General features: G+C 44.4%; 15 protein-coding genes. 4 read left to right on the plus strand and 11 right to left on the minus strand.

Features of this window, described 5'->3' with window-relative positions; all coding sequences use genetic code 11:
* Window positions 1-2: 2 nt before the first annotated feature.
* From LN893_RS09280 to hemF, 3 genes are all read right to left on the minus strand, one after another.
* On the minus strand, window positions 3-2372 hold the full coding sequence (locus LN893_RS09280) for a TonB-dependent receptor (RefSeq protein WP_229969540.1): 2370 nt from the start codon (window positions 2370-2372) through the stop codon (window positions 3-5).
* 343 nt (window positions 2373-2715) lie between these two features.
* The gene (locus LN893_RS09285) at window positions 2716-3288 is read right to left on the minus strand and encodes a phosphatase PAP2 family protein (RefSeq protein WP_229969541.1); all 573 of its coding nucleotides are present in this window, start codon (window positions 3286-3288) and stop codon (window positions 2716-2718) included.
* Complete coding sequence (gene hemF / locus LN893_RS09290; RefSeq protein WP_229969615.1) at window positions 3288-4187, minus strand: oxygen-dependent coproporphyrinogen oxidase; 900 nt, start codon at window positions 4185-4187, stop codon at window positions 3288-3290. Before hemF ends, LN893_RS09285 begins: the two co-directional genes overlap by 1 nt.
* A gap of 261 nt (window positions 4188-4448) precedes the next feature.
* Between hemF and LN893_RS09295 the strand changes: the two genes are divergently transcribed.
* Window positions 4449-6530, plus strand: coding sequence for an alpha-ketoacid dehydrogenase subunit alpha/beta (locus tag LN893_RS09295; RefSeq protein ID WP_229969542.1), 2082 nt, complete (start codon window positions 4449-4451; stop codon window positions 6528-6530).
* Window positions 6531-6612: 82 nt separating this feature from the next.
* Here the strand turns inward: LN893_RS09295 and tamL are convergent, their stop codons facing one another.
* Window positions 6613-9045, minus strand: a complete 2433-nt coding sequence (tamL, locus tag LN893_RS09300; protein ID WP_255709962.1) for a translocation and assembly module lipoprotein TamL — start codon at window positions 9043-9045, stop codon at window positions 6613-6615.
* Between the two features lie 13 nt (window positions 9046-9058).
* Here tamL and LN893_RS09305 point away from each other — a divergent pair, with 13 nt between their 5' ends.
* A complete protein-coding gene (locus LN893_RS09305; RefSeq protein ID WP_229969544.1) occupies window positions 9059-9805 on the plus strand; it encodes a TrmH family RNA methyltransferase in 747 nt (248 codons plus the stop codon).
* A 122-nt stretch (window positions 9806-9927) separates the two neighbouring features.
* On the opposite strand, the gene LN893_RS09310 is transcribed toward LN893_RS09305, so the two are convergent.
* From LN893_RS09310 to LN893_RS09335, 6 genes are all read right to left on the minus strand, one after another.
* On the minus strand, window positions 9928-10650 hold the full coding sequence (locus LN893_RS09310) for an outer membrane beta-barrel protein (protein ID WP_229969545.1): 723 nt from the start codon (window positions 10648-10650) through the stop codon (window positions 9928-9930).
* A 253-nt stretch (window positions 10651-10903) separates the two neighbouring features.
* The gene (locus LN893_RS09315; RefSeq protein WP_229969546.1) at window positions 10904-12034 is read right to left on the minus strand and encodes an outer membrane beta-barrel protein; all 1131 of its coding nucleotides are present in this window, start codon (window positions 12032-12034) and stop codon (window positions 10904-10906) included.
* Between the two features lie 11 nt (window positions 12035-12045).
* Window positions 12046-12963, minus strand: coding sequence for a hypothetical protein (locus tag LN893_RS09320; protein WP_229969547.1), 918 nt, complete (start codon window positions 12961-12963; stop codon window positions 12046-12048).
* A gap of 20 nt (window positions 12964-12983) precedes the next feature.
* On the minus strand, window positions 12984-13517 hold the full coding sequence (locus tag LN893_RS09325) for an RNA polymerase sigma factor (protein WP_229969548.1): 534 nt from the start codon (window positions 13515-13517) through the stop codon (window positions 12984-12986).
* Window positions 13518-14422: 905 nt separating this feature from the next.
* Window positions 14423-14983, minus strand: coding sequence for a hypothetical protein (locus LN893_RS09330; protein WP_229969549.1), 561 nt, complete (start codon window positions 14981-14983; stop codon window positions 14423-14425).
* Window positions 14984-15141: 158 nt separating this feature from the next.
* Window positions 15142-15852, minus strand: a complete 711-nt coding sequence (locus LN893_RS09335) for an arylesterase (RefSeq protein ID WP_229969550.1) — start codon at window positions 15850-15852, stop codon at window positions 15142-15144.
* A 133-nt stretch (window positions 15853-15985) separates the two neighbouring features.
* Here LN893_RS09335 and LN893_RS09340 point away from each other — a divergent pair, with 133 nt between their 5' ends.
* Window positions 15986-16708: an ABC transporter ATP-binding protein gene (locus LN893_RS09340; RefSeq protein ID WP_229969551.1), complete on the plus strand. Its 723-nt coding sequence runs from the start codon at window positions 15986-15988 to the stop codon at window positions 16706-16708.
* Between the two features lie 32 nt (window positions 16709-16740).
* The gene (locus LN893_RS09345; protein WP_229969552.1) at window positions 16741-19311 is read left to right on the plus strand and encodes an ABC transporter permease; all 2571 of its coding nucleotides are present in this window, start codon (window positions 16741-16743) and stop codon (window positions 19309-19311) included.
* A gap of 149 nt (window positions 19312-19460) precedes the next feature.
* On the opposite strand, the gene LN893_RS09350 is transcribed toward LN893_RS09345, so the two are convergent.
* Window positions 19461-20618 carry an MFS transporter gene (locus LN893_RS09350; protein WP_229969553.1) on the minus strand — a complete coding sequence of 386 codons (1158 nt, stop codon included), beginning with the start codon at window positions 20616-20618 and terminating at the stop codon, window positions 19461-19463.
* Window positions 20619-20838: the final 220 nt, after the last annotated feature.

Raw genomic sequence — 20838 nt, forward strand, 5'->3', positions numbered from 1 at the left:
ACTCAAAAATTAAAATTCCAGGTAACAGACGGCAGCGGGAAAGGAATAATAGAGACCTTCTTCGCCTGCACCCGTTGGTCAATGCTATAGGATTCACCTTCGTTGTCTATGTAGTACAGGAACGGGTTACGACGGCCGTACACGTTATAGACAGAGAAATTCCAGCTCGAGTTTAGTTTGCTGCTAGGTTTAGCTTCTAATGTAGCCGAGAGGTCCAGGCGGTGTGTGGGCTCCATTCTAAAGCTGTTACGGCTGCCGTACTGATAATTAATATTTCCTTCAATGCTATACTTCCGAACGGGCATGGTAGTGGCATCGCCTGTGCCATAGACGAAGGAGCCTCCGAAAGTCCAGCGGGGGCTATATTTGTATATGGCCACCACGGAGGCATCGTGGCGGCGGTCGAAACGGGCAGGAAAAGCGTTTCCGTTGTTTAAGTCATGAAAGGTGCGATCGGTATAGGAGAGGGTATAGCCAATCCAGCCTTGCAGTAAGCCATAATTCTTCCGCATAAAAAGCTCCACACCGTATGACTCGCCATTGCCGCTCACAAACTCATACTCCAGGTCGCGGTTGCTGGGGCCTGGGGCGAAACCTTCGCGGTACTCCAGCTGGTTCTGCAGGTCTTTATAGTATACTTCCACCGAGCCTTCATATTCATTCTGCTTTATACTTTCAAAATAGCCTATGGCCACCTGCGTAGCCCGCTGCGGTGGAGCCAGCACCGAACTTGGCACCCATACATCCAGAGGCAGTGTTGTATAGGCATTTGAAACGAGGTGCAGGTACTGCGCATTCTGCGAGAAAGCCGCTTTTAAAGAGGAAGTTTCTGTTAATTTATACCTCGCTGACAGCCGTGGCTCCAGGTTAAAGTATGTTTTAACAATATCGCCGCTGCCATAGTTTGTAGAGTCTGTCGCCAGTGCATTTTCGTCGTAGGTGTAAAGCGTAAACGGCCCCGATTGCACATAGCCGCTGGCCCGCATGCCGACGTTGAGCAGCAGTCTGTCTGTTATGTTCCAGTCATCAGACAAGTATAGAGCTGCTTCGTGCCCCTGCTTCGGCCGCACCCGATTCGTATCGAAAGACAATCCTTCTTCGTTTGTAGCACTTCCCACTCTAGGTTGCAGGTAGTGGTAAGTATAAAGTGCCCCGTACTGTAGGTGGTGATTTGCTGATGGCTTAAAATCGAAATCTGCCTTCAAAGTATAATCGCTGACGCCAGTGGTAACAACTGTGTTAAAGCCACCGAAGTCCCAGCCAAACCGAAAGTTATAGTTGCTATAGACACCAGATAGGTTCAGGTTAAACTTATCATTGAAAGTATGTCTCCAGTTTGCCGTGGCAGAGGCATTCCCCCAGAAAAAGTCAGCTTTAAAACGTCCGTCAGAAAGTACTAAATCGCCTACATCCCGGCCATAGTAGCCGCTCAGCGTTAGTTTATCTTTTGGGGTGATGTGGTAGGACAACTTTCCGTTGAGGTCATAGAAGTAATAAGGCACGCCTCCTTGCTCGGTATTGCGGAGGAAAGGGTTAGCTAACGCATCTATGTAGGTTCGTCTGCCAGCCAATAGAAAAGAGGCTTTTTCTTTGGCGATCGGACCTTGCACCAGCAACTTCGATGAAATCAAACCAATGCCACCATTTACTTTATACTCGCTCATGTCGCCTTCTTTCATGCTGATGTCCAATACTGAGGAGAGACGGCCGCCGTAACGGGCAGGCATGTTACCTTTGAACAGCGTCGTACTGCCGAGGGCATCACTGTTAAAGACGGAGAAAAAGTTAAACAAATGACCTGGATTGTACACCACAGCATCGTCCAACGTTACCATATTCTGGTCGGCACCACCGCCACGTACATAAAAACCTGTACTTCCTTCACCACCTGATTTCACGCCTGGCAGTAGTTGGATGGTTTTTAAAATATCCGTCTCTCCAAACAGCACAGGCAGGTTCTTTATTGTTTCCAGCGGTAGCTCTAGTTCACCCATGGTAGCTGTTTCCGTTAAAGGAGGTTTTCGCTCTGCCAAAATTTCCACTTCCTGCACACTATAAGCAGCTGGAGTAATTCTGATGATTCGCTCTATATTTTGATCCAGCTGAAGCTGCTCTTCATAGGTGTTATAGCCGATGTACTGTGCCACCAATGTATAAGTACCTGCTGGAGCAAAAAGTTTATAATTACCAGTTGCATCGGCGACAGTACCACCAGAAGGCTTTTCTTTCAAAACGATAGTTGCACCAGTCAATGCTTCACCTGTAGTAGCATCCAGTACGCGCCCACGAATGGTGAACGTTTTCTGCGCCCAAACCTCAGGCAGAGGCAGGATTAGAAGAAGAAATGATAGAAAAGCAAAATATGTTCGCAAACCTAAGTAAGGTTTATAGTTCGAAGTAAAAGAGACACAAGTATCAGGACACAAGACTATTGATGGAGATTAAATGATAAACCCCTGCCCGCTGCCTTACCCTCTGCCGCGAATCTAAAGATTCGTGACTTTTGATAATGTAGAGTCTGCGACTTCACGGGCTCGAAGAGCCAAACAAATACTGCTCCTTTAAAGCCGCCTCCTGCTAAATGAAATTGCTGAACCTCACGTGAACCTGGAGATGCCCACGCTAGGTGCCGCTTCGGAACATAAAATCTTCATAGTCTTTAGCCTTGATACATGTGTCGCTACCAAAGCTGAAACAAACTCCGCAGCTAAATGTTTAACGCTTGAGCTGGGGATATTTATTCAATAAGATTTGGTAACATAAAGCACTTAGGTAAGCCAGAAAACTACCCAGCAAAGCACCACCTACTACATCGCCAGGATAATGTACGCCCAGGTAGATGCGACTATACGACACCACCACGGCCCACACTACCAGCACCACTTTAAAAATAGCATAGCGGTCGGAGAGGATGAGGTTGAAGAAAACCGCCAGCGCAAACGCTGTGGAAGCATGTGACGACATGAACCCGAACTGTCCGCCGCAGCCGTCTATAAAATTTACCATAGCCGAAATGTCAGCATCGTGGCAGGGACGGGGGCGGGCAAAGAAAGGCTTGAAAATACCTGAAGCTACAAAATCTGCCAAGCCAACTGCTGCAATTGCCATCCCCAGCATAGCCATGCTCTGACGACGGTAGCGGTACACCAGGTAAACGATCAGGGCGAGGTAAAAAGGTATCCAGACATACTTGTTTGAAACGAATACCATCACAGCATCCCAAAAAGTGTTGTGCTGCTCGTTTAGGTACAGGAAAATATCCTGATCCAGTTGCTCCAGCTTTTCCATTATACCACGTTAAGCCAATCAATATCCTTTTTCAGGAAAGCGAGTGTTTTTTCTTCTTCGCTGCCTGCCACTGGTTGGTGATTATATACCCAGGAGGCCAAAGTCGGCAGACTCATCAAGATAGACTCTATGCGTCCATTGGTGGCTAATCCGAACTTAGTGCCGCGGTCATACACCAGGTTAAACTCAACATAACGCCCTCGGCGAATCAGCTGCCACTGCTTTTCCTGCTCTCCGTAAGGCAAATTGCGGTTCTGGTTCATAATAGAAGTATAGAAAGGTGCAAAAGCATAGGCTACATCCCGCACAAAAGCAAAGCGCTTCTCCAAGCTAATATCATCAGTTACCATTAATCTGTCGAAGAAGATTCCGCCTACGCCACGCGTTTCGTTGCGGTGCTCGTTATAAAAATAAACATCGGCCCACTTCTTAAACTCGGGGTAATAGCTTGGGTGATGCTTATCACATACTGCTTTCAGCTGCTCATGAAACTCTTTGGCTTGCTGCAAGTTTACATAGATAGGTGTAAGATCAATGCCGCCGCCAAACCATGCCTGTCCGTTGCCAGCTTCAAAATAGCGCACGTTCATATGCGTAATTGGCACCATCGGGCTGTGCGGGTGCATGACCACCGATACTCCCGTTGCGAAATAGTTCGGGTCGGGCATCTGCAACATTTTCAGGAACTGGGGCGACAGCTGTCCCTGTACCGCCGAAAAATTTACGCCACCTTTCTCCAGCACCGAGCCACCTTCTATCACACGCGACAAACCGCCGCCGCCGCTTTCGTGCTGCCAGGCATCGCGGGTAAAGGTTGCGCCGCCGTCGCAGGTTTCGAGGGCATGGCACAGGTCAGTCTGGAACTGACGCATAAAAGCTTCTACTTCTTCTCTGAACATAATATCGACAAAAGAATTAAGGACAACTACTAAAATATTGCTTCTGCTATACTTGCAAATATTTTGCTGCAGTGCATCATATTTTAACAAGATACTAACAGTTGTTAGGCAATATTGAACAGTTGAAAATTTCAGCTGCTGATGGCAAAATTACCGAATATTGGCCGTTCTACCGAACCCATCCGTACATTTTACTTAAAGGACAGAATTGCGTAAATTCGAAATACACGACGAATCTACACTACAAACAAAATATTACGGATGACAAAAGATACCTTAGAGGACTTTAAGGTAGATGTTGCTATTCTCAAAAAGGCCTACCGCCTCATGCACACTGCCAAAGCCATGGCCGATTGCTATGAAGAGAATAAAACCATCTGCAGCAAGTATGTGCACAGTACCTCACGTGGGCATGAAGCCATACAACTGGCTGCTGCCTTTCAGCTAAAACCTTACGACTATGCCTCACCCTACTACCGCGACGATTCCATACTTTTAGGCATTGGCCTAGAGCCATATGAACTGATGCTGCAGCTGATGGCTAAAGCCGATGACCCTTTCTCTGGCGGTCGTACTTACTATTCCCATCCATCTTTAAAAAGAGAAGGTTTCCCTACTATACCGCACCAAAGTTCGGCTACGGGTATGCAAGCTATACCTGCTACTGGCATGGCGCATGGCATTGCCTATTTGGAAGGGCAGGGGCTGCTGCAGGGCGAAGAGAAGCCTGTAGTGCTTTGCTCCTTGGGAGATGGTTCTGTAACGGAGGGCGAGGTAGCAGAGGCTTTCCAGATGGCGGTACTGAAGGGCCTGCCCATAGTATACCTGATACAGGACAACGATTGGGGAATTTCGGCTACGGGCAAAGAGATGCGTGCCATGGATGCCTTCGAGTATGCCGCTGGTTTCAAAGGTTTAGAACGCCTGCGTATAGATGGATCTGATTTTTTGGAATCTCACGAAGGGATGCGTATTGCCTTTGAATATGCCCGCCAGGTGCGAAGACCGATTCTAGTGCATGCGAAAGTGCCGTTGCTGGGCCACCATACTTCAGGCGTGCGCCGCGAGTGGTACCGTGGTAATAACCTGGAAGAGCACAGCACAAATGACCCCATTCCGAAAATGCGTCAGGCTTTACTAGAAGCTAATGTTACCACTGAGGAAGTAGACAACCTGGAGCAGGAGGCAATTCGTTTGGTAGCCGAAGATTACGAAAAAGCCTTAAATGCCCCTGAGCCAGATCCTGCAACGTTTGATGATCATGTGTTTGCACCAACTCCTGTCACGGAAGAAAAAGGAAACAGGGCACCAGCAGCTGGAGCTCCTAAAACAACTTTAGTTGATGCTGCCTTGCATGCAGTGGATGATATTTTAAGTACCTACCCAGAAGCTTTGTTTTACGGGCAAGATGTAGGCGGGGAGCTAGGCGGTGTGTTCCGAGAGGCAGCCCTGCTAGCTAAAAAGTATGGCAGTGCCCGTGTGTTTAATACACCGATTCAAGAAGCTTATATTATCGGCTCCACAGCAGGCATTTCGGCGGTTGGGGCAAAGGCTATTGTGGAGGTGCAATTCGCAGATTACATCTGGCCAGGTATGAACCAGTTGGTGGAGGAATTATCCAAAAGCTGCTACCTGTCGAATGGTAAATTTCCGATCCAATCACTAATTCGGGTACCAATAGGTGCCTACGGCGGCGGCGGTCCTTACCACTCTGGTAGTATAGAATCGACGCTGCTGACGGTGCGAGGCATAAAAGTGGTTTACCCAAGCAATGCCGCCGATATGAAAGGACTGATGAAAGCAGCTTTCCTAGACCCAAACCCTGTTGTCATGTTGGAGCACAAAGGCTTGTACTGGTCTAAAGTGCCAGGAACAGAAGACGCTAAAACAGTAGAGCCCGATGCAGACTATGTCCTTCCGCTTGGCCAAGCCAACGTGGTGCAGCAGGCAGACGAGGAGCAGGTGCACCTGGGCAATAGCATGACCGTAATCACCTATGGCATGGGCGTCTATTGGGCTAAAACAGCAGCTAAACAGTTTGCAGGAAGCATAGAAATACTGGACCTGCGTACGCTGAATCCGTTGGATTTTGACGCGGTTATGGTTTCTGTAATGCGCCATGGAAAAGTACTGGTGCTGACGGAAGAGCAGCTGATGAATTCTTTTGCTGAGTCTTTAGCAGGTAGAATATCTAAGGAATGTTTCCAGCAGTTAGATGCGCCAGTGTATACCTTAGGTGCCGCTGGTTTACCTGCCATACCGCTTAATGTCGAGCTGGAAAAAATGATGCTGCCGAGCCCAGCTAAGGTTGCTGCGGCTATGGAAGAGCTGTTAAATTATTAGCAAAATGTTTATAAACCAGCAGCGGCCTTTCATTTAAGAAAGGCCGCTGCTGGTTTAGGAGTACAATGAATATCTAATGAGCTTAAAAAGGATAGCCTATACCAATGTTCAACGAACTCTGATCGCTGGTCCTAAAAAAATCACCTAACTTGAAATTATTAAGTACAAATTTCTCTCCACGCAAACCGCCAGGTTCATACACTTTCGTGGCAAGGTCGAAACGCAATACTACTACTGACAAGTCCAGGCGAAGGCCGAATCCAGTGCCTACGGCAAATTCTTTGTAAAAACGATCAAACGCAAAGTTAGCGCCTGGTCGGGCCTCATCTTTATCCAGCAGCCATACATTTCCTGCATCAACAAATAAAGCTCCGTTCAAGAAACCAATCATATTGAATCGATATTCAGCGCTGGCTTCTATCAAAATTTCACCTGGTTGCTCTGGCGAGTAGTCTCGTACAACTTGTCCTGTTTCTAAAGTATCGGTTGTAGCATAAGACCCTGGTCCAAGTCGTCTCGGTCGCCAGGCACGCACACTGGTACCTCCACCAGCGAAAAAGTATTTTTCATAAGGTAGTACCTGCGTATTAAAGAGAGGTGCTCCAAAACCAGTATTTATTCGATAAACAAAATAACGCCTGTTGCCCAACGGAATGTAGCGCCTGAACTCAGGATTTATTCTTGTATATTGGAAAGTCCGCAGGTTTCTTAGCTGCAAATTTAAGCCTAACTCTTCTGTAAGGCCGCCAATTTCAAAAAGAGTGCGGAAGTAGTGTGCATTTCTGGTTTGGGTAATATCGTTCGTGTTATAGATATAATTGAACGACATAAAGGATATTAAGCCGCTTCTGAAACTTTCAATCAAAGATCTACTGCCTTGGCTGTAGCGTAATAAATCTCTTGCAAATTCTGGAGAAACAGTATCTACCTGGGCTATAGTTAAGTTGATTGGCGAAAATATAAACTGTTCAATAGGCGGCAGCAAAGGCCTTCTCGAACGCTGCCAAAGGTAACTTAGCGACAGATCGTAATCTTTCCGCTTGTATTCCTGCCGGTCTACATTGGTGAAGCCTGTATAAATTCTGGTTCTGGGGCTATAATCGGACAGGATATTGCGTTTCGTAAAAGGCACTAATATCATGGGAAAAGAAAGGGCTGCATCACCGCCATATTCCTGAATGATAACCGCCTCATTTTGGTCAGTTAAGCTTACCTGCGCTTCTAAACCTCCTCTTAAGCCTAAGTCTAAATTCTCAGCACCGCCAAAAATGTTTCGAACTCGTAACCTCACGCTCGCAAAAGGTCCAGGCTGTCGTTCAGAGTAAGTTAAACCCACCTCGGCTGTTTCCTGAAATTTTTTGGCAGGGACAGCATTTATGAAAGCATCCAAATGGTATAAGCCCGTGCTATCGGCAGTGTTTTCTGTTTTACTATAGCTCACATTATTAAACTGGAAAACATCAAGCTCGGAGAGCTTTCGCTGCGTCGTGAAGGTGCGTAACTGGCTGTAGGTCTGTCCAGGATAAATATCAACCTTCTTGTCGAGCAGTTTAGGAGAATACCTGAAATTGTAAGCTATAAAGTTCAGGTTGTTGTAATGTACAGTATCTCTGTCTATACCGAAGCGATCAGGATCAGTCTTAAAATAAACATTGTTTAGCGTGTAAGCTTTATGTGAGTCACTGTTCTCTGGGTTTTGAATGACAGTTGTTACTTCTACCGCATTAGCAGAGTCTTTTTTAAGGATGTCGAAGAAAATGTAAGCTCTAGCAAAATCATAATAACCGTTGTTCCTGACCCATTCGTTCAGCCTGTCCCTTTCCTGTGTCAGTACTTGTTCATCGTAGATTTCTCCTAGTTGAAGGTAAGATGAGAAAGGCGTAGCGGTAACAAGTTTAAGTAACGCCGAATCAGCTACATCATACTTTATGGCTGTATACCTGTAAGGCTCATTTTCTTCTATCGCTATATCAATGTACAGTTTTTTGCCATGCTCATTCTTTTCGTAAGTAGCATTGTGCTTAAAATACCCCTTGGAGTTCATATAGATGTCTATCTGGTCCATGGTTTCAGCCATCAGAGTAGAATCATAAATGACAGGCGGCTCTCCAAGACGCATCACAAAATTACCCTCTTCTTTTGTGTTTTGCAGGTCCTCTATTCGGTCGTCAAACCTTGTCTGTAGCTTTCTTATGCGGGCGGTATCTGTACCTGCCTCTTCAATTTTGCGGGCTCTTCTTGCATTTTGCTTCTCAATCCGCTCATCGATTTTTGCTGGATCATGAAATCTTTTTCCAAAATAATAAATGCTCAGGTAAGGGGTAGAGCCCAACACTGTTCGATTAGGTTGCTGCTGGTAAAGTGCCTCAATAGCAGCTTGATCGACGTGCTCTAAACCCTTCGGCTCAACACCCAAAAGTAGTCTTTCATCTTCGGCTAAATGTTTGGTAGGCACACAAGCCGAAACGCCCAGAATTGTAAATAAGAAACAGAATATGTAAAATCGAGTGTTCAAACGTAAAGCAGCTATGTTGTCTAAAGCAGTAAGTAAGTATATAAACTCTTTGCAAGTAAAAAAATACCGCTCGCAACACCAAGCCTTTGTGGTTGAGGGAGCTAAAAGTGTAAAAGAACTGCTAACCTCCAACTTCGAACTGCAGCACCTCTTCGTTACAGAGGATTTTTACCAGGAAAATTCCGAAACTCTGGATAAAAGCTTCGGTTTTACAATAGTGACAGAGCAAGAACTTGTAAAAGCAGGTACCTACGCCAGTAACAATGCTGCACTCGCCGTTGCCAAAATGCGCGACCTGCCTGTTCCAACTATTTCACCCACAGATTTTGTTTTAGCACTCGATGATGTACGAGATCCTGGTAATTTAGGAACTATAATTCGTATTGCCGACTGGTACGGCATAAAAACGGTTATATGCTCAGAATCTTGTGCCGATTTTTATAACCCAAAGGTAATTGCCGCCACCATGGGCTCTTTTACGAGACTACAAGCTGTTTATGTAAATCTTGAAAGCTTCCTCTCGCAATACACCCAAAGCTGTAAAATATATGGTGCTTCGCTAGCAGGTGAAAACTTACACCACATGCACCTGCAGCCAGCGGGAATAATAGTTTTAGGCAACGAGGCAAACGGGATCAGGCCTGAAGTAGAAAAACATATCAACCAATTGATAAAAATTCCTGCGTATGGCAAGGCAGAGTCGCTGAACGTAGCCACGGCAACCGCTATCATCATCGATAACTTTATGCGAAACTTTTAAAAATAGATTTATGAAGCTAGCTTGTTTGTTAGAAATAATGTTCTAAGCTTCAGTCTACAATTTTATAAAACCAAAAGAGGAACCAGCTACGGTTCCTCTTTCTGTGTAAGCTAAATGATTTGCTACTCCAGGTTCAAACGTAGTCCGAAACTTATTACGTTTGCTTCAGGACCACGGTCATCCTTGAAAAGCTCGTTCATGTTATACTTCGCAAAAAGATCCAAGCCTTTGTATCCCACAACTCCCGTTACGCCATACTGAAAGTCAGAGAGGTTATAGTTGCTTCTGGTTTTGTCTTTTTCTCTTTGGCTATCCTGGTTGTACTTCAATTTTGAATGAGCTCCCAATCTGTAACCAACAAAACCTCCAGCACCTATCCTGAAACCATTGTCGCAACCATCTTTGTCGGTACGTAACATAAACATCAACGGAAGATTTACAGAAGAATGAGTAAGTTTTGATTTTTGTATGTTCAGGTTCTCTGCTCTGCTAAACTGAGTGACATCATTTACATCTTCTATTACATAGTTTTTATCAAACATATAGTTATTGAAAGCAAACTCAAGACCAGACACTATAAAAAGTGGGCTGTTAGAACCGACTTGTGTTGTGTGGTGCCAGTTTAAACTTACGTAGCGAGAGCCCATAGGCTTTAAATCAGGCATTTGGTTGCCGTCAACAAAGGTGTTCAAGCCTAGGTCTATGGCTAAATAAGATTTAGACTGTGGACCTGATTTGCCTGAGGAAGTTTTTACAGTGTCTCCACTAGCAGTTGATTCTTGAGCGAATAAGCTTGTTGCTGAAACCAATATAACAGTAACCAGCGTCAGTATAGTCTTTTTCATGATCGTATATTTAAAGGATATAATAATTCAATTTGAGATTCAATTCTAAAAGCGCTTTATATATCTAAGATGCATGAGCTGGCTAGCTGGTTGCCTGAATATTTTGCTTTTTTATTATTTATTTATGAGTAACAGAAGTGTGCACCATAACTACCTTCTAATTTTAGAATTAAAGCACAAAAAAAAGGAAGGAGTCCTAGTTATGGACTCCTTCCTCTGTAAATATTTATCTAAAATCTAGCTTAACACTAGTTTAGTTCAGCAGCCTTAAGCCGAAGCTTATCACGTTCGCCTGTGGACCTCTGTTTTCTTTAAACAAGTCGTTCATGTTGTATTTCATGAACAAATCAAGATTACCGTATCCAATCACGCCTGTTAATCCATACTGAAAATCGCTCAGGTTAAAGTTGTCGCGGGTTTTGTCTTTCTCAGTATTACCGTCCTGGTTGTACTTCAGTTTGGAGTGGCTTCCTAAGCGATATCCTGCAAAGCCACCAGCACCAATTTTAAAGCCGTCTTTGCCATTGTCGCGCTTAAAGTTTAGCATAGGCATAAGAGGAACGTTTACAGAAGAGTGCGTCAACTTTGACTTCTGAAAACTAATGTCTGTGATTCTGTTAAACTCCGTCACATTGTTAACGTCACGCACTATATAGTTGTCATCAAACATATAGTTGTTAAAAGCAAACTCAAGACCTGAGATGATGTGGAACGGACTCTTGCGGCCACCTACTTGTGAATTTATATGCCAGTTAAGGCTTACGTATCTGGAACCAAGCGGCTTAAGATCAGGTATAGTTTGGTCTGAGGCTGTGTTGATGAAGTTATTCAGACCCAAGTCTATGTCTAGGCCAGAACGGGTAGATTTATAATTTTCCTCAGCCTTGGCAGCCTTTGTGCTATCACGCTCCGCTTTTGAAGGCGTAGCCACGTTCACCTTCGTATTATCGCCATCTTCCTCCACGTCAACATCAATTTTGATATTCCTTCCGATCTTTATCTCATGGCGCTCTTTGTTTGCCGTGCCAGTTTGGGTATTAGATTCTGTAACTACAACGCTTACGTTTTCTGGGTTGGCAGCATTACCACTTTTGCTGAAAGTAACTGTTATGTTTTTAGAACCTTGGTTAGCCATCTCCACACTGTCAGTCTGTGCTATGTATACGTTCAGTTCGCGCATCAAAGAGTCTAAGCTATAGTTCTGGAAAGCTTTTAGCTGCTGGATGTTCTGTAGCTGTAGAATCATTTTTGCACCGTTTGCCATTTTAATTACAATGGTGTCTTGCTCTCCAAGTCGTTGGCCAATGGTAGGACCGCCTTTGGCAGACACACCGATAGCTGCAGCCATAAAAATGGCCGTAAAAAGTAGTACTAGTCGTTTCATCGTTTTAAGGGTTAAAGATTGATAACTTTTGATAATTTTTGCTTCCCAATCTGGGTTTCCACTGAGATTTTATCGGCATGAACTATTTCAGATAATTCGACACGCTCTCCGTTAGAAAGATTTCTCATTTGTTTGAAGATGTTCTTTGCCAAGGTCGTTTTCTTAGCTAGTTCACTAGGCTCTTCTGCCACTGGCTGCGGTGCCTGCGACACAACGGCACGTTTGATAACAATCTCAACAGGCTCAGCAGTAAGGTTTGAAGCAGCAGGAGTGGTTATGCTGCTACTGGCTAAGCTAGCTGTTGTTATAGGCTTCACTTCTGTTACTTTCACCTGAGCAGCATCTGTTGGCTTGTGCACTGCCATTATGCTCTCAGCACTGCCTTTTATAGGCAGAGAAACTGAGGTTGCTTTTTTGGGTGCTCTTTCCATAACGGCAGGCTTCTGTTGTTCAGCATTCGCACCTATTGTAGTGGCTCTCTTAACCTCTTCTGTAATCTCAGATGAAGTGTTGCTAGCTTCGGTTGCCTGGTCCTCAGAAATATTTTGTGCTGTTGCCTCTGGTTCAGGCTGGGTCTCTTCTTTTGTTTCAGGAGCAGATTGAGGTATATGTAAAGGTGTTTCAGAAATAACACGCTCTCCGTTTGAGGACAACTGTTGGCTAACCTCTGGAGAAGTGTTGATGTTGTAAAAAACCACACCAACTGCCAACAAAAGAGACAAAGTAGCTGCCACAGAAGAGTAAATCCACATAAAGCTATGCCGTTTCTCTTCCTTCTCAGGCTGAAGCTGCACAATCTTCGGCTCCTCTTGCGCTGGCATCTCCTCCTGCATGCGCTCCTGTAGCCTGCTCCACATATCAGCGGGAGGAGTAGGGGCAGCATTACTCAGTTTCTGGCTAAATAACTTATCTATTTCTTCTTCTTTCATAATTTCTAGCTTATAACAATTTAACTTGCTAATGCTTCTTCACCTGTTAATCTACGCTGCAGCATAGCTCTTGCCTTGCTCAATTGCGACTTTGAAGTGCCTTCGGTAATATTTAGCATATCGGCAATCTCTTTATGAGAGTACCCTTCAATAGCATAAAGGTTAAAAACAGCTCTGTAGCCAGCGGGCAATGCCCTCACCAGGTCCATCAATTCACCTTCACCTAAGTCATGATCTGCGCCTCCGCTGCCAGCTATCTGTATAGTGCTGTCTACAACAGCCAGGTGCAAGGGTTCTTTTTTTCGTAAGAAACTTAGAGCTTCGTTTACCATAATTCTTCGTACCCAACCTTCAAAGCTACCTTTCGCTTCGAAGCGGCCAATGTGCTGGTAAACCTTCATAAATCCGTTCAATAGCGCTTCCTCAGCATCCATTTGGTTTTTGAGATAGCGCAAGCAAACGCCAAACATCTGAGAGGCATAGCGCTCGTACATGTACTTCTGCGCTTTACTCTCGCCTTTCTGGCAGCCTGCTATTAATTCCGCTTCGGTCACGCTGGTAAAGGTTTATCAAATTGTTTATTTAGTACTAAGCCAAATGTACAGAGCTTCAACTTGTCTCTTTATCCCCTAGATGTAAATAATGGGGTGGAGGTTGCCTGAGTAAACCTAAATTTCTTATTTTTTTTCATAAATGCGCTATGTTACTCGTATCATCTTGAAAATGAACAAGTATAAGTTTGTTATTTTTTTTAAATTATTTTGAATGAAGCAAAATCAGCCCTTTTTTATTCTGTTTAGCTTCTCTTTTGGTGCATGAAAAATCTAGTACTTTGTTTTGCGCTTTACCTGGTTTGGATGGTTTAGATGCCTGGAGCCGACCAGATAATGGAGTTGCATTAGCATAGACCACAGGAAAATAACCTGAACCTGCTATGCCCGATGAGGCTGAAGTCTTGTACAAGAATCATTAGTCTTACATATTACAGTAAGCTGGCGAAGAAGCCTTCAAAATGATTCCTGTAGGAACAGGAGTTACGGGGTATAGTTTTAAAGAGGTTAAGTTGAAAGAACCTCTACAAAATGATGCAAAAATTATGAGAAGGGGGGCTACTTTATATTGGCTGAAAAGCAGAAGGCTGAGGTAGCTGAGTAAAAATTACATAATACCCATAAAAACAGCGAAGGCTCCTACAGAACGAGGAGCCTTCGCTGTTTTGAAATTAACTTTTCAACTTTTAGCCATACATATGTACGGCACCATTTATCAGATGGTTGCGCTGAGTAGAAAAATAATTGAAATTTTTTAGTGCAATTTTTTGAGAATGTTATGCAGCATTCTCAATGCGGCTAGTACAGGAATAATTTTTGTCTATTACTACGAGTCAATATTCACAAGTAAACAATAAGGTAGGTTTAGCTAAACTACTTGTGTAGTAGAAAAAATATTTATGTAATTATTATAGTCCATTACCAATAATTATGAATAGGATAAAAACTAATACTCCTATAATCATTAATAAAATTGAATCTTGCTTCTTATATCTTATCTTCTTGGCTTCTTCTTTAGACTTTTCTATATTAATTTTTTTTCCTGAAATTTCTAAATATGAATCTGAAGTTGTAGATAATCCTTCAATTAGTGGGTATTTCTGTATCAAGTAATTTAAAACCTCTTCATTTGATTTTATCCCTTGGAGGTAGAGAGGTTCATTAATCAAAAATATAAATGAATCATCATTGTCTGCTTTCAAAACAATAAGATTCTCTTCTGATAATTCAATTTTAAAAATATAGCTCCCTTCTTTTCTATTTATAATAATACGATTTTTTCCAACTGCCTCCCATTTTATTTTTTCAACTACCCCTTTCTTAATTAAAAGGAGGTTATTATTTGGTTCAAATATAATAAACGAAATGTCATCGCCTATCCATTCCGATACAATCCATACCTTGTTTTTTAAAATTTGAAAAGTATAATAATTTTCAGTAAAGCTCTTTAATGAAAAATCTAAATTCATAAACTTCGTTTATTTTCTAATTTTACATCAAAAGGATTGATCATTGACGTAACCTCATCTTTATTTTACTTTTTCAACCTCCTCATTAAAATAAACCGCCACAACATTCAAAAACTTAGAGAATAGGAGCAATTTTAACTGGTAGACTAATATATTGCTTAAGACTCTTGCCTTACAATCGGTTCTAGTACCTGCCACACATTATTTGCCAGTATCTTCTGCCCTTCCTCTGTAGGGTGCACGCCATCAGACTGGTTTAGTTTAGGCACGCCACCGACACCCTCCAGCAGAAACGGAATCAATTTTGCGTCTTTTTCTTCGGCCAAACGGCTATAGACTTGCTTAAATTCTTCTGTGTACTGCTGCCCCATGCTTGGCGGCATCTGCATGCCAGCCAGCACAATTTCCGCATCAGGATATTTGTCTTTCACTTTATCTATGATAGCTGCCAAATTCGTGTAGGTAGAGGAGGGGTCAATTCCACGTAGGCCGTCGTTAGCTCCTAACTCCAATACAAAAACATCAATGGGTTGTCTCAGAAGCCAATCGATGCGGCTTTTACCACCTGCTGATGTTTCTCCGCTAACACCTGCATTTACAACCTTGTAAGGCAGGTCCAGGGAATCGATACGCTGCTGAATAAGCGCAGGAAAAGCCTGATCAGGTTCTAAGCCATATCCAGCAGTAAGGCTGTTGCCGAAAAACACAATCGTCTTTTGCTTTCCTGCTTGACTGTTGCCAGAAGAGGCACCTGCTTGAGTTTGTGTTTCCTGTTCTGTTTCTACGGTTTCTTCCTTTTCTACTTGCCCACAACTATACAATGTGAACAGCAAGGCCAATGAGAGGTATAAGATTTTGTTCTTTTTCACAATTTGTGCTTAATGATTTATAAATTTATATGTTGCACTCTTAAAAACCTATAACGCGGACTTACAGTTTATAGGTTTTAGTTGTTTCCTTGCAACTAGTGCAAACAAAGAAATCTGTCATAAAATAAAAAGCATGTCAACCATACTCGAAGTACGAGATCTTACCAAAACCTACCACAGCGGCGACCGCCACCTTACAGTTTTACACGATGTGAATTTTGCCTTACAAGAAGGCGACACTTGCTCCATTGTTGGTCCCAGCGGATCTGGCAAAACAACCTTGTTAGGGCTTTGCGCTGGGTTAGACAGATCCAGCGCTGGCTCCGTAATTTTAAATGGTGTCACACTAGACAATCTTTCTGAAGACCAACGGGCACAGGTTCGGAACCAGTATGTTGGGTTTATTTTCCAGAACTTTCAGCTGATACCAACGCTAACAGCCCTTGAAAATGTAATGGTGCCGCTGGAGTTGCGCGGAGAGCGGAATGTAAAACCCATTGCGAAGGAACTGTTGGAGAGGGTAGGCTTGGACCAACGGCACGACCATTACCCGACACAACTCTCGGGAGGGGAGCAGCAACGTATTTCGTTAGCCCGGGCTTTTTCTAACAGACCGCGTATACTTTTCGCGGATGAACCAACAGGTAACCTGGATGAGGAAACGGGAGAGCGTGTAGAAAAACTACTGTTCGACCTGAACAAAGAAGCAGGCACTACGCTGGTGTTGGTAACACACGACTTGGAACTGGCGCAGCGAACACAGCGCATCATCCGCATAAAAGGAGGCACTGTGATAGCTGATAGCGGCCCTGCCAGCAGCAAATCGACGCTGAAAGGCCTTGATAATTTGTTTTAAGCTCAATCCTTTACTAATTCAAAAGTAGATACGTGTCTGACACAACTGATAACACTGGTAATAAGAACAAGCTAAACCTGAAGTGGCTCCTGAGTCTGGCATGGCGCGATACACGCCGTAGCCGGGGTAAGTTGGTGTTGTTTCTATCGTCTATCGTGCTTGGTATAGCGGCGCTGGTGGCCATAAACTCTTTTCGCTACAGCTTGCAACGCGCCATAGATGAGCAGGCAAGATCGCTTATTGGGGCCGACTTAGTCATGGGCATGAATCGGGAGCCTGACTCTTTAGCCTTAGCCTTAGTTGATTCTATCAAAGGTTTAGGAGAGCGTTCGGATGAAAACCGCCTTCTTTCAATGGTTTACTTCCTGAACACGAACGGTACACGCTTGGTGCAGGTACGGGCTTTGGAAGGAGGGTTCCCTTATTTCGGAGCCATAGAAACAGTACCAGAAGATGCAAGTCGTACATTCAGGCAAGGCCGCCGCGCGTTAGTGGACCAAAGCCTCCTGCTGCAATACGAGGCCGAACCAGGTGATTCGATTAGAATAGGCATACAGACATTTGAAATTGCAGGTGCGCTGCATAAAATTCCTGGCCAGACCGCACTTACAGCTACCATTGCGCCTGCAGTATACATCCCGCGACAGTACCTAGACGAGACAGGTTTGATGCAGCGCGGAAGCCGGGTTTCCTATTACTATTATTACGACTTACCTGAATCTGTGCAGCCTGACACACTAGCAAATAAACTTGAAGACCGCATGGAAGAGTATGGCCTCTTTTACGACACAGTGCAGACACGCAAAGAGGGAATGGGCGAAGCTTATAGCGAGTTGGCTGGCTTCCTAGCACTCGTTGGCTTTGTGGCTTTGCTGCTCGGGTGTGTAGGTGTGGCAAGTGCCGTGCATGTTTATATGCGCGACAAGCTTAAAACAATTGGCGTGCTTCGCTGCCTGGGCATGAGCAGCACACAAGCTTTTCTGGTGTACCTGTTCCAGGTAATGGGAATGGGCTTACTTGGTGGTTTGGCAGGCGCTATTTTAGGTAGTGTTGTACAGTTGGTATTGCCGCAGTTATTCAAAGCGTTTTTACCTGTTAATGTGCAAGCGGTGTTCTCTATTGCAGCCGCTGCCCAAGGGGTGCTGCTCGGCTTGGTAGTTTCTGTACTTTTTGCGCTGCTGCCTTTGCTGAGTATTCGCAAGGTTTCTCCGCTGATAACATTACGGGCAAGTATAGAGCACCTGACAAGCCAGAAAGATGTGCTACGCTGGGTGGTTTATGCTGCTATAGCACTTTTTACACTGCTTTTCTCCCGCTGGCAGATGGGAACATGGTGGCAAGCGCTGTATTTCACTGGTGGTGTGATAGCTGCTTTCTTATTACTGGCCTTATTTGCTACATTGCTTTCCTGGCTCGTGAAGCGTTTCTTTCCGACAGAATGGAGCTATGTATGGCGGCAAGGGCTGGCCAACCTCTACCGTCCGAACAACCAGACATTGCTGCTGATGGTTTCGATTGGCTTAGGTAGTGCCTTGATAGGGACACTGTACCTGGTGCAGCGCACGCTCTTAAGCGAAGTCTCTATTTCGGGAAGTGAAAACCAGCCTAACCTGGTGCTCTTTGATATTCAGAATTCACAGCGCGATGATGTGGTGCAGATGACAAAAGAGCAGGATTTGCCAGTGCTGCAACTAGACCCTATCGTAACGATGCGACTAGAGCGGGTAAATCAAATAACAGGAGCTGTGGCGCGTAAAGACAGCACTTTAGACATCCGCCCCTGGCTGTTTACCCGTGAGTACAGAGTAACTTATCGCGATAAGCTTTCTGGAGCTGAAGAAACTGTGGAAGGAACCTGGGAAGGCACCTACAATGGCAATGGTTTAGTGCCCGTTTCACTTGAAGACCATTACGCAGAACGTATAAAGGCTGAAATAGGAGACACACTCGAGTTTAATGTGCAGGGAGCACCTATCACAACTCGCGTTTCACACCTACGCAAAGTGGACTGGAACAGGGTGCAAAGTAATTTCTTGATTGTTTTCCCTGAAGGCGTACTAGAAGATGCCCCGCAGTTTCATGTGCTTATGACCCGCTCTGACAGCACCCAGCAGGCGGCACAGTTTCAGCGGCAGATAGTTGAGCGTTTTCCGAATATCTCCACCATAGGCTTAGACCTTATTTTACAGACACTGGATGAAGTGGTAGGGCAGGTGTCTTTTGTGATCCAGTTTATGGCTCTTTTCAGCATATTTACTGGGCTGCTCGTACTGATTGGGTCTGTAAACGTTAGTAAGTTTCAGCGGATACAGGAGAGTGTACTACTTAGAACGTTAGGAGCAAGCCGAAAACAGATTTTCGCTATCACAGCCTTAGAGTACCTGCTCCTAGGTGTTTTAGCAGCCTCCACTGGACTAGTAATAGCTTTTGGAGCTGCTTGGGCCTTGGCTGTGTACAGTTTCGAAGTTGCTTTTGTACCTGTAGTATGGCCGTTGTTTGTCATATTTGCCATCGTGGCCTTACTAACAGTTACAGTAGGCCTGCTAAACAGCCGAGGCATATTAGTAAGGCCGCCTTTGGAAGTGCTAAGAAGAGAAGCGTAAGGATAAGAGCTAGAGGTTGCAGTAAGGTATTTTAGATTACTGCAACCTTTGACTGAAAAGGAAGTCAAAGGTTGCAGCCTCCCTAACTCCTCAACTCTCTAACCCTTTAACGCTCTAACTCCTCAACTCTATAACTCCTCTCAAGGAAGTTATATACTTTTCGTTCTTGTCGAAATAACCGTCACGCAAAAGCCAAGTACAGCAATCACAGAAAGAGAAACGCGTAAACTTGTGGCACCGGCTATCAATCCAATCATGGGCGGACCAATCAGGAAGCCGAAGAAACTGATGGTGGAAACGGCAGCAATGGCTGCGCCCGGCGACATAGTGGTTGTTTTGCCAGCAGCACTATACACCAGTGGCACCACCGACGATACGCCAGCACCCACCAGCAAAAAACCGATGGTAGCTGGCAACAGATAGGGCAAGGCCACGGCTATAACAAGACCGACTAACGTTAGGATACCGCTTGCCTGCAAAACGCGCTTCAAACCAAACTTACCAGTTAACCAGTCTGCTACAAACCTTGTAGAGGCCATGGCACACATAAATGCCGTATAACCAGCGCCTACCCAAGCATTCTCCACCTGCAACACTTTTTTAAAATAAACGCCGCTCCAATCAAACATAGCTCCTTCGCAAACCATAGAGCAAAAGGCAATCAACCCAAGGGTGAGCAACGATTTAGTTGGCATAACAAATACGCGCTGTTCTTCTCCTGTTTTGATATCTTCGCTCAAAATGTACCTAGAAGCAATAGCTACAAAGACAAACGTAAAAATGGTGATGCCTATAAAGTGCTGAAAGGGCACGATGCCCAACCCAATCATAAAGGTACCTATCGCTGCGCCCGTAAAACCAGCCAGACTCCATAAGCCATGAAAAGAGGCCATGATAGGTTTCTTGTACATTTCCTCCACGCCTACGGCTTGGGTATTAATTGCAATATTGACCATGTTTCCCGCCAAGCCAAAAAAGAAAAGAGCCACTATCAGTTGAGTTGCGGATTGTGCAAAACCTATCGTAGCCAAGATGAGGCTGTAAGTTAACAGAGACAGCACAACTACTCTCTTACTGCCGATTTTTGTTACTAACCATCCTGATAGAGGCAGGGACACCATCAAGCCTACAGGCAGGGAAAACAGAACACCTCCTAATGCTGCTTCCGATAAACCTAATGCCTGTTGAATGGTTGGAATACGAGATCCCCAACTTGCAAAGCTCATGCCCTGCAGAAAAAACATAGCACCCACTGCTATTCTTGTAATTCTTTTGGAATAAGCTGTGCTGGTAGTATCTGTAAGCATTGTAATTTCTAAAAACGTTGCAAAAATCAAAGTACGTGTTTTTAAATTACTTTGTAGTTCCCATATACGAGTTTTATGTATCAACATTGAATATGGTACTTTCATGATTTAGAAGCAGTCTCAGAAATGCGACACAGTTAAAAAAAGTATCTGTAACTATAACCTACAGCAGCAGGTAAACAAAGTGAGGGGTGTACTCCTTAAATGAACAACAAATTAC

Origin of the sequence: Pontibacter harenae (assembly GCF_020907245.1) — a bacterium.
In the GTDB taxonomy this organism is placed as follows: Bacteria; Bacteroidota; Bacteroidia; order Cytophagales; family Hymenobacteraceae; genus Pontibacter; species Pontibacter harenae.

Bases quoted from the DNA above. Each gene is read 5' to 3' on its own strand.
- LN893_RS09285 (WP_229969541.1), bottom strand. From the start codon at position 3,288: ATGGAAAAGCTGGAGCAACTGGATCAGGATATTTTCCTGTACCTAAAC.
- hemF (WP_229969615.1), bottom strand. From the start codon at position 4,187: ATGTTCAGAGAAGAAGTAGAAGCTTTTATGCGTCAGTTCCAGACTGAC.
- LN893_RS09295 (WP_229969542.1), top strand. From the start codon at position 4,449: ATGACAAAAGATACCTTAGAGGACTTTAAGGTAGATGTTGCTATTCTC.
- LN893_RS09305 (WP_229969544.1), top strand. From the start codon at position 9,059: ATGTTGTCTAAAGCAGTAAGTAAGTATATAAACTCTTTGCAAGTAAAA.
- LN893_RS09310 (WP_229969545.1), bottom strand. From the start codon at position 10,650: ATGAAAAAGACTATACTGACGCTGGTTACTGTTATATTGGTTTCAGCA.
- LN893_RS09315 (WP_229969546.1), bottom strand. From the start codon at position 12,034: ATGAAACGACTAGTACTACTTTTTACGGCCATTTTTATGGCTGCAGCT.
- LN893_RS09320 (WP_229969547.1), bottom strand. From the start codon at position 12,963: ATGAAAGAAGAAGAAATAGATAAGTTATTTAGCCAGAAACTGAGTAAT.
- LN893_RS09330 (WP_229969549.1), bottom strand. From the start codon at position 14,983: ATGAATTTAGATTTTTCATTAAAGAGCTTTACTGAAAATTATTATACT.
- LN893_RS09340 (WP_229969551.1), top strand. From the start codon at position 15,986: ATGTCAACCATACTCGAAGTACGAGATCTTACCAAAACCTACCACAGC.
- LN893_RS09350 (WP_229969553.1), bottom strand. From the start codon at position 20,618: ATGCTTACAGATACTACCAGCACAGCTTATTCCAAAAGAATTACAAGA.